Source organism: Rhizobium sp. Root483D2 (genome assembly GCF_001426685.1).
Lineage (GTDB): Bacteria > Pseudomonadota > Alphaproteobacteria > Rhizobiales > Rhizobiaceae > Pararhizobium > Pararhizobium qamdonense.
The window spans coordinates 81,544-94,515 of sequence record NZ_LMFB01000038.1; the positions used below are offsets into that span (position 1 = coordinate 81,544).

Here is a 12,972-nt window from a genome sequence, read left to right on the forward strand (position 1 = left end):
GGCAAGAGGAGAATTCGGGCATATGGCAGATCGCATTATCGTTTACTGGCGCGATATTCCGGCGCAGGTCATCATCAAGCAGGGCCGCAAGACCGCCAAGCGCGAGCTGACCCTGCGCTTTACCGAAGCCATCGATATGTGCGCCATGCGAACCGGCGCTGCCGACAGCGGCGACTATCTGGCGGAATGGCGCAAGGCCGACCCGACACCGGTCTCCGACGACCTCGAGGCAGAGGCCGATAAGGCCGCAGCCGAGCTGGAAGCGGCCTATGACAGGGAGCGCCTGGTCGCCCTGGTCAAATCCGGCGGCAAAGACAATGGCTGACGCAAAACCCGGCAATGCCGCGCCTGCGAAAAAGGCCGCCACCGGCGCCTATACGCCCGCCAGCGTTTCGCCCAACCGCCGTTCGCGCCGCAGCTATACGATCCGGCTGTGGGCCGTTCGCCATTCGCGGTTCCTCGAATGGTTCTATCACCGCTTCGCCGACGTCTTCCTGCTGCTGCATCCCCTGTGGAAGGCCATCGGCTACAATCGCGTGGAAGCGCCGGTCACCTTCATCGAGCGTAATGTCAAAGGCCTGTTGTTCGACTGTCGCATGTGCGGCCAGTGCGCTCTGTCATCGACCGGCATGTCCTGCCCGATGAACTGCCCCAAGCAGCTGCGCAACGGCCCCTGCGGCGGCGTGCGCGCCAACGGCAATTGCGAGGTCGAGCCTGATATGCCCTGTGTCTGGGTCAAGGCCTGGGAGGGCTCGCGCAACATGGTCAAGGGAGACGCGATCCTGAACGTGCAGAAACCCGTCAATCAGTCGCTGCGCGAAACCTCGTCCTGGCTGCGCGTCACCGCGCAGGCCGCCGAAGCCCGCGAAGCCGCCGCTGCCGCTGCAAAGGACGCCTGAGCATGGCCCATATCGACGAAAATCCGCTTGGCCGCCATCTCCCGCTCGATCCCCTGCCCGGCCATTCCTCGCGCGGCCGGCTGGAGCGCGTTCTGCGCCGCGGCGAATTCGCCGTTACCGCCGAACTCAACCCGCCCGACAGCGCCAACCCGGAAGACGTCTACGAGCGGGCCGCAATCTTCGAGGGCTGGGTCGACGGCATCAATGCGGTCGATGCCTCCGGTGCCAACTGCCATATGTCCTCCGTCGGCATCTGCGCGCTTTTGACCCGAATGGGCTATGCGCCGATCATGCAGATCGCCTGCCGCGACAAGAACCGCATCGCCATCCAGGGCGACGTTCTGGGTGCCGCCGCCATGGGCGTTGCCAATATCATGTGCCTGACGGGCGATGGCGTCCAGGCCGGCGACCAGCCGGGCGCCAAACCCGTCTTCGACCTCGACTGCATGTCGCTGCTGGAGACGGTGCGCGTCATGCGCGACAATTCGAAGTTCCTGTCGGGCCGCAAGCTGACCACACCGCCGCAGGTCTTTCTGGGTGCGGCGATCAACCCCTTCGCGCCGCCCTATGATTTCCGCCCCTACCGGCTCGGCAAGAAGATCGAGGCCGGTGCCCAGTTCGTTCAGAGCCAGTACTGTTTCGACGTGCCGATGTTCCGCGACTACATGAACAAGGTGCGCGATCTCGGCTTCGATGAAAAATGCTTCATCCTCGTCGGCGTCGGTCCGCTGGCATCCGCCAAGACAGCCAACTGGATCCGCAACAACGTGCCGGGCATCCATATTCCGGACGCGATCATCAAGCGGCTGGAAGGCGCGCAGGATCAGAAGAAGGAAGGCAAGCAGCTCTGCATCGACATCATCAACGAGGTGAAGGAGATCAAGGGCGTTTCCGGCTTGCATGTGATGGCCTACCGGCAGGAAGAATATGTCGCCGAGATCGTCCATGAATCCGGCGTCCTCAAAGGCCGCACGCCCTGGACGCGCGAAGCCAATCCCGGCGACAGCCGCGTTGCCGAAAGGCTCGACGCGATCCGCGACGGCAAGCAGGAAAACCAAGAGGAAATGGCCGACGTCGCAGCGCACCGGCAGCATTGAATAAAAAGCATCTGTGGTGCGGCCCTCAAGCCCTGCCTTTGACCAACCATCCCGGCGCCGATCAAGCAGCGCTCACCGACCCGAAGGATCAGACATGACCCGCACCATCGTTGCTTCCGCCACCCGCGAAATCATCATCGGCTTCGACCAGCCCTTCTGCGTCATCGGTGAACGCATCAACCCGACCGGCCGCAAGAAACTGGCCGCCGAGATGATCGAAGGCAATTTCGACACGGTGATCAAGGATGCGCTCGAACAGGTGGCGGCGGGCGCCACCATGCTCGACGTCAATGCCGGTGTCACCTCCGTCAATCCGAACGAGACCGAGCCTGCCCTTTTGGTGCGCACGCTGGAAATCGTCCAGGGCCTGGTCGACGTGCCGCTGTCGATCGACAGTTCCGTCTCGGCCGCCATCGAGGCCGCGCTGAAGGTCGCCAAGGGCCGCCCTCTGGTCAACTCGGTGACCGGCGAGGAAGAAAAACTCGAGGCCATCCTGCCGCTCTGCAAGAAATACGACGTTCCGGTGGTCGCGATTTCCAACGATGAAACCGGCATTTCGATGGATCCGGACGTTCGTTTCGCAGTTGCGAAGAAAATTGTCGAACGGGCCATGGATTATGGTATCAAGCCGCACGACATCGTGGTCGATCCGCTGGTCATGCCGATCGGCGCGCTCGGCGATGCCGGCCGCCAGGTCTTTGCGCTTCTGCACCGTCTGCGCAACGAACTGAAGGTCAACACCACCTGCGGTCTGTCGAACATCTCGTTTGGCCTGCCGCATCGCCACGGCATCAATGCCGGCTTCATCCCCATGGTGATCGGTGCGGGCATGACGTCGGCGATCATGAATCCCTGCCGTCCGCAGGAAATGGAAGCCGTTCGCGCGGCCAATGTCTTGAACGGGACCGACCAGAATTGCGGCACCTGGATCATGACCTATCGCGATCACAATCCGGCGGGTGGCCATGCGGCCCCGGCCGCAGCAGCACCCGGCGCCTCCAGTGGCCGCCGCGGTGGCCGTGCTGGACGCGCCGGAGCAAGGGCTGAAGAGCCTGCCGGTGAAAAGGCGGAATAACCGCCAGAAAAGAGACATGATGTTTTTCAGTGCCGATCTCATCGACGAGTTCGCCAGCCTCTGGTTTCAGGCCCCGATGGTCATATCCTCGCGCATGCAGGATTTCGCGCTTTCGGGCGGGTCCGCGAGCGGCACGGCGGAAGTCAGCCGGATGATCACCGAGAAGCTTTCGGCCGCCACGGAAAGCGTCATGGCCGTCAGCGTCGCGATGGTCAACGAAGGCATGATCGCGGCCACCGCGCTGGCCACCGGGACCTGCGCCGGCCTTGCCGGAGCCTCCGACCGGGTCGCCGTTGCGGCACTGAAACCATATGGCAAGCGGGTCCGCGCCAATGCGCAGCGGCTCAGCGAATAGGCCAAACTGCATAGGATGAACTGACCGTGTCCGCCCAGGAAAACAAAAGCGATCCCCTCGTCCTGTTCATGCCTTCAGGCAAGCGCGGACGTTTTCCCATCGGTACGCCGGTGCTCGATGCGGCACGCACGCTCGGCGTCTACGTCGAAAGCGTTTGTGGCGGCCGGGCCACCTGCGGGCGCTGTCAGGTCTCGGTGCAGGAAGGCAATTTCGCCAAGCACAAGATCGTCTCCTCGCTCGATCACATTTCCGCCAAGGGGCCGAAGGAAGAGCGTTACGAGAGCATTCGCGGCCTGCCGGACGGCCGCCGCCTCTCCTGCTCGTCGCAGATCCTCGGCGACCTCGTCATCGATGTGCCGCAGGATACGGTCATCAATGCGCAGGTGGTGCGCAAGGCCGCGACCGACCGGGTGATCGAGCGCAATGCCGCCGTGCAGCTCTGCTATGTCGAGGTCGATGAGCCCGACATGCACAAGCCGCTCGGCGATCTCGACCGGCTGAAGGTGATGCTGGAGAAGGACTGGGGCTGGAAGGATCTGCTGATCGCGCCGCACTTGATTCCGCAGATCCAGGGCATCCTGCGCAAGGGGAACTGGGGCGTGACCGCCGCCATCCACCGCGACATGGACTCCTCGCGCCCCTTCATCGTCGGTCTGTGGCCCGGACTGAAGAACGAAGCTTACGGCGTCGCCTGCGATATCGGCTCGACCACCATTGCCATGCATCTGGTATCGCTTCTCTCGGGCCGCATCGTCGCCTCTTCGGGCACATCCAACCCGCAGATCCGCTTCGGCGAAGACCTGATGAGCCGCGTCTCCTATGTGATGATGAACCCGGATGGCCGGGAAGCCATGACCAAGGCGGTACGCGAAGCCATCAATGTGCTGATCGGCAAGGTCTGCGCCGAAGGTGAGGTCGATCGCCACGACATTCTCGACATGGTCTTCGTCGGCAATCCGATCATGCATCACCTGTTCCTCGGCATCGACCCGACCGAGCTTGGGCAGGCGCCATTTGCGCTCGCCGTTTCCGGCGCGCTGCAATATTGGGCGCATGAGATCGATATCGACGTCAACCGCGGTGCCCGCCTCTACATGCTGCCCTGCATCGCTGGCCATGTCGGTGCCGATGCCGCCGGTGCGACACTGGCGGAGGGCCCCTATCGGCAGGACCGCATGATGCTTCTGGTCGATGTCGGCACCAACGCCGAAATCGTGCTTGGCAACAAGGACCGCGTCGTTGCCGCCTCCTCGCCGACCGGCCCTGCTTTTGAGGGTGCCGAGATTTCCTCCGGACAGCGGGCGGCCCCCGGCGCGATCGAGCGCGTGCGGATCGACCCGGAAACGCTGGAACCGAAATTCCGCGTTATTGGCGTCGAAAAATGGTCGGATGAAGAAGGATTTGCGGAGGAAGCCGCGACGGTGGGCGTGACCGGCATATGCGGCTCGGCGATCATCGAGGTCGTTGCGGAAATGTATCTGAGCGGCATCATCTCGGAAGACGGCGTCGTCGATGGCGGCATGGCGGCCAAAAGCCCGCGCATCCTGCAGAACGGCCGCACCTTCTCCTATCTCCTGCATGATGGCGATCAGCGCATCACGGTAACGCAGAACGACGTGCGCGCCATCCAGCTGGCCAAGGCCGCCCTTTATGCAGGTATCAAGCTTTTGATGGAAAAGCTCGAGATCGAGCATGTCGATACGATCCGCTTTGCCGGCGCCTTCGGCTCCTTCATCGATCCGAAATACGCGATGGTCCTCGGCCTCATCCCGGATTGCGATCTCGCCGAGGTCAAGGCCGTCGGCAATGCGGCCGGAACCGGCGCTCTGATGGCGCTCCTCAACCGCGGCCACCGCCGCGAGATCGAGCAAACCGTCAGCAAAATCGAGAAGATAGAGACGGCACTTGAATCAAAGTTTCAGGAGCATTTCGTCTATGCGATGGCGCTTCCCAACAAGGTCGATACCTTCCCGAAACTCTCGGCTGCCGTCACTTTACCCGAACGCAAGCTGCTCTCGGACGATGGTGGCGAGGGCGGCGGCAGGCGCAGGCGCCGCAGCCGCGAATAGCGGGAAAAAATTGCCGGGCCGAACGGTTCAATCGGCGGGAACCAAATGACAGCAGCGGCGTTTTTGCGTCACTGTGGATCAGATTGTCTCTCAAAAGCCCGCCAAGTCCCCGCGCAGCGCCATGCAGAAGGCGGCCGACGAACTCGTCTATCTGTCAAACCTGGAAGGCGGCATCAGCCGCAAGCCCGGCAAGCGCGCCTTCAACTACTACGGCACCGATGGCCAGCGCATCACGGATCGCGAGGAACTCGACCGGATCGCTGCCCTTGCCATCCCGCCCGCCTATACCGATGTGCTGATCTCGGTTGATCCGAAATCGCATTTGCAGGCAACCGGCCGCGACGCGCGCGGGCGAAAACAATACCGCTACCATCCCGAATGGTCGGCCGAACGGGGCAAGACGAAATTCGCGCAATTGCCGGATTTTGCGGCGCGTTTGCCAAAAATACGCGAAAAGGTCGATACCGATCTGCGCCTGCGAAAACCCGGCATGGACAAGGCGCTGGCGACGATCGTCTGGCTGCTCGACAATCTCTACATCCGCGTCGGCAACGCCACCTATGCCGAGGAGAACGGCTCCTACGGTCTGACCACGCTGCGCAACCGGCATGTGAAGATCGAAGGCTCCAGCGTCCACTTCAACTTCAAGGGAAAATCCGGCAAGGAATGGCGCCTCAGTCACAGCGACCGGCGCATCACCAAATCGATCCGGATGCTGCAGGAATTGCCGGGTCAGCAGCTGTTCCAGTATCTCGACGAGGACGGCGGCCGCCACGCGATCCGCTCGCAGGATGTCAATGCCTATATCCGCGAGGCGTCCGGTGCGGATTTTTCCTCACGTCAATTCCGCACCTGGGGGGCGACGCGCATGGCCGCCAAGGCATTGTCCATGGTTGAACCGGGACCGAGCCAACGGCAGATCAAGCGGCAGATCAACGACGTCGTCGATGCGGTCGCTGCGAGATTGGTCAATACCCGCTCCGTCTGCCGCTCGTCCTATATCCATCCGAGGGTCTTTGAAGATTTCGAAAGCGGCGCGCTTGCCGATCTTGCCAAGCTGCGGCCAAGCCGCAGCGAGACGTTGACGCGCTGGATGGACGACGATGAAATCCGCGTCCAGCGCTGGCTGAAGAAGAGCGGCGCTTAAGCGTCGCGCTTCCCTGGACTATTGCAGCCCTACGAAGGCCGTGCGCACGTGTTCGGCCACGGCGAGAACCGGCGGCGAGGCATTTTCCACGACCTGCAGGCCAATATTGTAATGGCCAAGCTCCGGCAGCCCTTCGGCCTCGCCGAGCGCCACGAGATCGCCCTGGACGAGATAGCGCGGCAGCGGCGCGATCGCGAGATCCGCCTGGATGGCGGCGCGCTGGCCGGTCGTATGGGCGCTGAGGAAGGCGACGCGGAACTTACGGCCGGACTGGGTCAACTGCTCCACCGCATCGGCGCGCCAGACACAGCCATCTTCCCACATCGAGATCGGCAGCGGTTCGCGCGTATGCGCCGTTCCGCATTTGGTGCCGGCCCAGACGAGCCGCTCGGACACCAGGATTTCGCCGCCACCGGTATTTTCGCCGGCCATGCTGTTGAAGATGGCAATGTCCATGCGGTGCTCATCGACACGCTTGCGCATGACGGAACTGGTGCCGATGGTCACATCGACCGTGACGTTCGGATAGGATTCCGAAAACCGCTTCAGCACTTCAGGCAGGATACGCTCGCCGATATCTTCCGGCGCGCCGACACGCACGACGCCGTTCATATCGGGCAAAAGGAAGCGCGATACCGCCTCGTTGTTGAGCGCCAGCATGCGCCGCGCGAACCCGAGCAGCACCTCGCCCTTCGGCGTTAGCGAGACCGAGCGGGCATCGCGCAGGAAGAGAACGCAGCCGAGCATCTCCTCAAGCTTCTTGATCTGCATCGAAACCGCCGATGGCGTCCGGTAGACGGTCTCGGCCGCCGTGGTGAAGTTTCCGGTCTCGGCGATGGCGACGAAGGTTTTCAGGATGTCCAGTTCGAGAAGCGGAAGGACATGCCGCAGCATCATGTTCATGGGAGCCTCACGGATCAGATTTATTGAATGACAGCATCACTTCATTTCGTTTGATTGAACCTTAAACAGGCGCGATAGTCAAGTTGCAAACATTAGAGACGTGATGAAAGGAGCCTCCCATGTCCCTGCAACACGACACGACAGAGATGGATAAAAACACTGTCCGGGTGCGCGCTGGCGGTTTTGTTTTCTCGGTGCGCCAGATGTTTGAACCGCTCATCCAGCAGCTGAGCGAAAGCCACCATGCCTACCAGGTGGCGGAAACCCGCAAGGCAACACGGCGCGAAATCTCCCACCTGCCGTCCAGTCTACAACAGGATCTGGCCTTTTCCGATGGCACGGTGATCCCATTTTTACAGCATTAGGCAACCTGCGCGATAACTCCGCTTGGAAACTGTCGCGCAGGGCTCTAAACTCGTTTCCAGCGGCACGATAGCCGCTGGCTGCGAATGAGGGAGGAGCTGTTCGTCCGTGAAATACCGCCTGCTTGCCGCCCTGTGTCTTGCGCCGCTTCTGCTGTTTGCCGTGGTTTTCCAGGGCGGCGCTTTTGCGACGCGCAGCTATATGGACGAGGCATCGCTGCAAGCAAGCTCGGCATTGCGCCTGGCCGTCTCTGCATTGAGCGGGCATCTCAGCCGCTACGAGCCGTTGCCGGCCCTGATCGCCGAACATGACGACATCAAGGACCTGATCAGCCATCCCAGCGACAAGGCCTTGCGCGATGCGGCCAATATCTATCTCAAAGAGATCAACAGCCTGCTGGAATCCGCCGATGTCTATGTCTTGACCCTCGACGGAAATACCATTGCCGCCAGCAACTATGAGAGCAAGACAAGCTTCATCGGCGAGAATTTCAGCTACCGCCCCTATTTCCAGGAGGCAGCCAGGGGAATGCAGTCGCGTTTTTACGCACGCGGCACGACCTCTTTTGTCCGCGGCTATTATTTCTCGTCGCCGATCCGCGTCGATGGCCAGATCCGCGGCGTCATCGTCTTCAAGGTCGATATTGATTCGATCGAAAACTCTTGGCGCGGCGGCGAATACAAGCTCTTCGTCTCCGACCCGGAAGGCATCGTCTTCATGACGGGCAGCCCGGAATGGCTCTATTCCAGCACCCTGCCCCTCAACAGTGCCCGCCTGCAAAGGACGCAGGCCTCGCGGCGCTACGCCGAAGCGGAACTGAAACCCTTGCCGATCACCCGCAGCAGGCTTGGCGATCACACGCTGATGACCATGACCACCGCCGACCGCCGGGAATATCTCGTCCTGTCGCAATATATGCCTGAGGCCGACTGGACCGTGAATGTACTGATGGACACCGCCTCCGTCCGCGCGCAGGCCCGCACCACCATCATCGCCATCGTGCTTTTCCTCTGCCTTGCCGGACTTGCGCTGGCGATCGTCCTGCAGCGCCGTGCCCGCCTTGCCGAGCGGATGCGCATGCAGACGGAAGCGCGAAACGAGCTGGAACATCGGGTCGAGGAGCGCACGGCCGACCTTGCCCTCGTCAATCAGCGCATCGAGGAAGAGATTGCCGAGCGGCGCCTGACCGAGCTTGAGCTGCGCAAGACACAGGCCGACCTGATCCAGGCCGGCAAGCTGGCTGGATTGGGACAAATGTCCGCCGCCCTCTCCCACGAACTCAACCAGCCGCTTGCCGCCGCCAAGACCTATGCCGACAGCGCGGCGATGCTGATCGATCTGGAGCGCGTGCCGGAGGCGCGCGATAATGTCCGCCGCATTTCCGGGCTGATCGACCGCATGGCCTCGATCAGCCGCCACCTGCGCAATTTTGCCCGCAAGCCGAATGAAAAGCTCGGCCCCGTGGCGCTGGATGCCGTCATCGCCGACACGCTGGAGATCGTCTCCGCCCGCCTGAAGACCGCCGACGCCGATCTCTTGATCGCACTTGGCAACGATGCCGTCATGGTCCATGCGGGTTTTGTCCGGCTGCAGCAGGTTCTGGTCAATATCATCACCAATGCGGCGGATGCGGTCGAAGGGCTCGCCGACCGGCGCATCCACGTCGGTGCGGAACGTCTGGCAGACAAGATCATCCTGACGATCAGGGATCATGGACCGGGCGTGCCGGCCGCGATTACAGAGCGCATCTTCGATCCGTTCTACACCACCAAGGGCGTCGGCAAGGGCCTCGGGCTTGGCCTTTCCATTTCCTATAATATCGTCAAGGATTTCGGCGGCAGCCTTTCCGTCACCGATCATCCGGACGGCGGCGCTGTCTTCCGCATCGAGCTTGAGGCTGCGGCCGCCGCCAAGGAGGCTGCCGAGTGAGTGATGCGCGCGTGCTTCTGGTCGATGATGAGGAGGACATGCGCCGCTCCACCGCGCAGGCGCTCGGCCTGTTCGGCCTCGATGTCGATACGTTTTCCAGCGCCGAGGACGTGCTGGAGCTGATCGGCTACAGTTTTTCCGGCGTCGTCATCAGCGATATTCGCATGCCCGGCATGGATGGCATGACGCTTTTGCAGCGCATCCGCGAAATGGATGCCGAAATCCCGGTCATTCTGGTGACGGGCCACGGCGACGTGCAACTGGCCGTCAAGGCGATGCGCGAGGGTGTCTATGATTTCCTCGAAAAGCCGTTCACCGCCCAGCATCTGGCAGCCATTGCCCGACGGGCGCTTGACCGCCGCAGCCTGGTCCTTGAAAACCGGCGGCTGCGGGCCGTTGCCGGCAAGCGGGACGATATCGAGGCAAGGCTGCCCGGCCGGACACAGGCCATGGTCGAGCTGCGCTACCGGCTGCGCGCCATCGGCGCGACCGATGCGGACACGCTGATCATCGGCGAAACCGGCGTCGGCAAGGAGGTCGTTGCCAGGGCTTTGCACGATATCAGCGCGCGCGCCGACCGGCCGCTGATCGCCATCAATTGCGCCGCCCTGCCGGAAAACCTGATCGAAAGCGAACTGTTCGGCCATGAGGCCGGCGCCTTTCCAGGGGCGCTCCGGCCGCGCTACGGCAAGTTCGAACATGGCCGCGGCGGCACCATCCTGCTGGATGAGATCGGCTCCCTGCCCTTCGACCTGCAGGCGAAATTCCTGCGGGTCCTGCAGGACCGGGTCATCACCCGGCTAGGGTCCAATGAGATCGTGCCGCTCGACGTGCGGTTCGTCGCCACCAGCAAGGTCAACCTGGAAGCGGAAGTCGCCGCCGGCCGGTTCCGCGCCGATCTTCTCTACCGCCTGAATGTCGCGACGCTGCATGTGCCGGCCTTGGCGCAGCGGAAGGCCGATATTCCGCTGCTCTTCCTGCAGCTGGTCCGGGAGGCTGCCGCCCGCTACGTGCGCAACGATATCGATGTGGCGCCGAGCCTGATCACCGAGATTGCCGAGCGCGCCTGGCCGGGCAATGTCCGCGAACTGCGCAACGCCGCCGACCGGCTGGTGCTTGGCCTCGACCTCAAGCCGGACGAGGCACAGGCATCGCCTGAAAAACAGAGGCTCGCCGACAAGGTCGCCGACTATGAGCGCGGCATCATCGCCAGCGCGCTTGCCGCCCATGGCGGCGCGCTCAGGCCCGTCTACGAGCTTCTGGGCATCTCCAGAAAGACGCTTTACGAGAAAATGCAGAAATACGGACTCGATAAAAAAATCTCAGTTCTGGATGACGACTACGCACGCTGACCATACGATGGGTGGAAATCCACCCATGCTTTTATGCATATGTTCCCGAACTTACCCATGCTGCGCCGCAACATCCGCGATATTGTCAGAATATCTTCGCTGAAAGGTTGCCGCTTTGGTGTCCTCAGCCACAAATGGCCCATCCAGAATCGGCGCGGGAGGAGCTGCGCCAGCTGGCAACATTTTCATCCGGGAGGACTTTGATGAAAACCCTGACAGCCATTTTCGGTATGACGGCGCTTGCTGCCGTTTCCCTCGTTTCCCTTTCCGCCAGCGCCCAGACCTATCCGGACCGCACGATCACCATGGTCGTCCCGTTCTCGGCCGGTGGCCCGACCGATACGGTTGCGCGCCTTGTGGCCGAATCCATGTCCAAGGATCTCGGCCAGCAGATCGTCGTCGAAAATGTCGGCGGCGCCGGTGGTTCGCTTGGCGCCGGCCGCGTGGCCCAGGCCGATCCGGACGGTTACACGGTTCTGCTCCACCATATCGGCATGGCAACCAGCGCCACGCTTTACCGCAAGCTTGCCTATGACACGCTGAACGCCTTCGACTATGTCGGCCTCGTCACCGACGTGCCGATGACGATCGTCGCCCGCAAGGATTTCGAGCCGGCTGACCTGAAGAGCCTGATCGAATACGTCAAGGCCAACAAGGACACGGTCACCGTTGCCAATGCCGGTATCGGCGCTGCCTCGCATCTGTGCGGCATGATGCTGATGAGCGCCATCGACACGCCGCTCGTCACCGTTCCCTACAAGGGCACCGGCCCGGCCATGACCGACCTTCTCGGCGGCCAGGTCGATATCATGTGCGACCAGACCACCAACACCACCAAGCAGATCCTTGGCGGCACCATCAAGGCCTATGCCGTCACCTCGCCGGAACGCCTGCCGGTCCTGCCGGATGTGCCGACTGCGGCCGAAGGCGGCCTTGCTGATTTCCAGGTCGGCATCTGGCACGGCGTCTATGCGCCGAAGGGCACGCCGGCAGAGGCCACAGAGCGCCTGTCGAAGGCGCTTCAGGTTGCCCTGAAGGATCCGAACGTGGTCGCCCGCTTCGCCGAGCTCGGCACGGTTCCATCGCCGGAAGCGGATGCAACGCCGGCCGCACTGAAGACCAAGCTGGAAACCGAGATCGCCCGCTGGAAGCCGGTGATCGAAGCTGCCGGCCAATACGCCGACTGATTATTACCACGATAAGGCCAATGCCCTCCCGCCTTCCTCTTTCGCAAAAGAGGAAGGCGTCTGCCCAACATCTGTTCAACCGTAATGCGGAGGGATGGCGGTCAGAAAAAAGCGGGCTGAATAAAGGAGGTACCATGAAATCCTTATCCTTCGACACCACCAATGCGCTGTGCGGCGGGCTCTTCATCGCGCTCGGCGGTTTTTTCATCTATCAGAGCCTCAACCTTGAACTGGGCACGGCATTCCGGATGGGACCCGGTTTCTTCCCGCTGTTCCTGGCGGGCATCCTTGTGCTGCTCGGCGTCGTCATCGTCATTCAGTCCACCCAGATCGAAGGCGAACCGCTCGGACCTGTCGCCTGGCGCGGCCTGCTGTTCATCCTGCCGGCGCCGATCTTTTTCGGACTGACCGTGCGCGGTCTCGGCTTCGTGCCGTCGCTGTTCTTCACCGCCCTGATCGCCTGTTTCGCCTCGCAGCGCATGAAGCCGCTGACGGCGCTCGCGCTCTCCCTGGCGCTGACGATCTTTTCGGTCGGTGTGTTCAGCTACGCACTCGGCCTGCCCTTCCAGCGCTTCGGCCCCTGGGTCAGATTCTAG

Annotated in this window: 13 protein-coding genes; 12 read left to right on the forward strand and 1 reads right to left on the reverse strand. The window is 62.3% G+C overall.

Translation table 11 applies throughout. The features are described 5' to 3' along the window. The first annotated feature begins 22 nt into the window (after positions 1–22). The 7 genes from ASD32_RS23405 to ASD32_RS23435 all read left to right on the forward strand — a co-directional run bounded on the left by ASD32_RS23405 (position 23) and on the right by ASD32_RS23435 (position 6,642). Positions 23–325 carry a virulence factor gene (locus ASD32_RS23405; RefSeq protein ID WP_060640442.1) on the forward strand — a complete coding sequence of 101 codons (303 nt, stop codon included), beginning with the start codon at positions 23–25 and terminating at the stop codon, positions 323–325. Beyond that, positions 318–899 carry a methylenetetrahydrofolate reductase C-terminal domain-containing protein gene (locus ASD32_RS23410; protein WP_060640443.1) on the forward strand — a complete coding sequence of 194 codons (582 nt, stop codon included), beginning with the start codon at positions 318–320 and terminating at the stop codon, positions 897–899. The genes ASD32_RS23405 and ASD32_RS23410 overlap by 8 nt, the downstream gene beginning before the upstream one ends. Positions 900–901: 2 nt before the next feature. Then, on the forward strand, positions 902–1,996 hold the full coding sequence (locus ASD32_RS23415) for a methylenetetrahydrofolate reductase (protein WP_060640444.1): 1,095 nt from the start codon (positions 902–904) through the stop codon (positions 1,994–1,996). Positions 1,997–2,090: 94 nt separating this feature from the next. Continuing rightward, positions 2,091–3,071, forward strand: a complete 981-nt coding sequence (locus ASD32_RS23420) for a methyltetrahydrofolate cobalamin methyltransferase (protein ID WP_060640445.1) — start codon at positions 2,091–2,093, stop codon at positions 3,069–3,071. A gap of 16 nt (positions 3,072–3,087) precedes the next feature. Then, positions 3,088–3,426 (forward strand): hypothetical protein, encoded by a 339-nt coding sequence (locus ASD32_RS23425; RefSeq protein ID WP_244490247.1) that lies wholly within the window; start codon positions 3,088–3,090, stop codon positions 3,424–3,426. A gap of 68 nt (positions 3,427–3,494) precedes the next feature. Then, entirely contained in the window at positions 3,495–5,495 is a 2,001-nt protein-coding gene (locus tag ASD32_RS23430; RefSeq protein ID WP_060640514.1) for an ASKHA domain-containing protein, read from the forward strand. A gap of 121 nt (positions 5,496–5,616) precedes the next feature. Further along, positions 5,617–6,642 carry a DNA topoisomerase IB gene (locus tag ASD32_RS23435; RefSeq protein WP_060640446.1) on the forward strand — a complete coding sequence of 342 codons (1,026 nt, stop codon included), beginning with the start codon at positions 5,617–5,619 and terminating at the stop codon, positions 6,640–6,642. 18 nt (positions 6,643–6,660) lie between these two features. Here the strand turns inward: ASD32_RS23435 and ASD32_RS23440 are convergent, their stop codons facing one another. Beyond that, the gene (locus ASD32_RS23440) at positions 6,661–7,545 is read right to left on the reverse strand and encodes a LysR substrate-binding domain-containing protein (RefSeq protein WP_060640447.1); all 885 of its coding nucleotides are present in this window, start codon (positions 7,543–7,545) and stop codon (positions 6,661–6,663) included. A gap of 119 nt (positions 7,546–7,664) precedes the next feature. Here ASD32_RS23440 and ASD32_RS23445 point away from each other — a divergent pair, with 119 nt between their 5' ends. The 5 genes from ASD32_RS23445 (at position 7,665) to ASD32_RS23465 (ending at position 12,972) form a co-directional block, all read left to right on the forward strand. After that, positions 7,665–7,910: a hypothetical protein gene (locus ASD32_RS23445; protein WP_060640448.1), complete on the forward strand. Its 246-nt coding sequence runs from the start codon at positions 7,665–7,667 to the stop codon at positions 7,908–7,910. A gap of 106 nt (positions 7,911–8,016) precedes the next feature. Beyond that, the gene (locus ASD32_RS23450; RefSeq protein WP_280139476.1) at positions 8,017–9,837 is read left to right on the forward strand and encodes a sensor histidine kinase; all 1,821 of its coding nucleotides are present in this window, start codon (positions 8,017–8,019) and stop codon (positions 9,835–9,837) included. Beyond that, positions 9,834–11,189 carry a sigma-54 dependent transcriptional regulator gene (locus tag ASD32_RS23455; RefSeq protein ID WP_060640449.1) on the forward strand — a complete coding sequence of 452 codons (1,356 nt, stop codon included), beginning with the start codon at positions 9,834–9,836 and terminating at the stop codon, positions 11,187–11,189. The genes ASD32_RS23450 and ASD32_RS23455 overlap by 4 nt, the downstream gene beginning before the upstream one ends. A gap of 203 nt (positions 11,190–11,392) precedes the next feature. Beyond that, the gene (locus ASD32_RS23460) at positions 11,393–12,376 is read left to right on the forward strand and encodes a tripartite tricarboxylate transporter substrate-binding protein (RefSeq protein WP_060640450.1); all 984 of its coding nucleotides are present in this window, start codon (positions 11,393–11,395) and stop codon (positions 12,374–12,376) included. 134 nt (positions 12,377–12,510) lie between these two features. Further along, entirely contained in the window at positions 12,511–12,972 is a 462-nt protein-coding gene (locus tag ASD32_RS23465) for a tripartite tricarboxylate transporter TctB family protein (protein ID WP_060640451.1), read from the forward strand.